We start from the raw sequence: 255 nt of genomic DNA, 5'->3' as shown, positions 1-255 counted from the left end.
CACCCGTAACTGGCGCTCCGCTGGTGGTTTCGCTGGCCAACGGCCAGACCATCACCATCGCCGTGGGCGATAGCTCCGGTTCGGTCAACTTCGTTGCACCGAACAACGTCTACAACACCAACGTGCCACTGACCAACAGCATCACTGGTGTGACCGGTGGCAACTACGAGAAGCTGGAAACCGCTGGTACTCCAAGCACCGTGGTGAACGACGATCCGTCGAACCTCGATAACACCGGGCTGAGCCTGACTGCCA

Annotated in this window: 1 protein-coding gene; it reads left to right on the top strand. The window is 59.6% G+C overall.

Going from position 1 to position 255, the window contains the following annotated elements; genetic code table 11:
- Nucleotides 1-255, top strand: a 255-nt coding sequence (locus tag F3J44_RS29520) for an immunoglobulin-like domain-containing protein (protein ID WP_167278021.1), incomplete at both ends; no start/stop codon positions are given.

This window comes from Pantoea sp. Tr-811, assembly GCF_011752535.1.
GTDB lineage: Bacteria > Pseudomonadota > Gammaproteobacteria > Pseudomonadales > Pseudomonadaceae > Aquipseudomonas.
The sequence above is the reverse complement of the archived record's forward strand: the minus strand, read 5'-3'. Positions and strand labels throughout refer to the sequence as shown.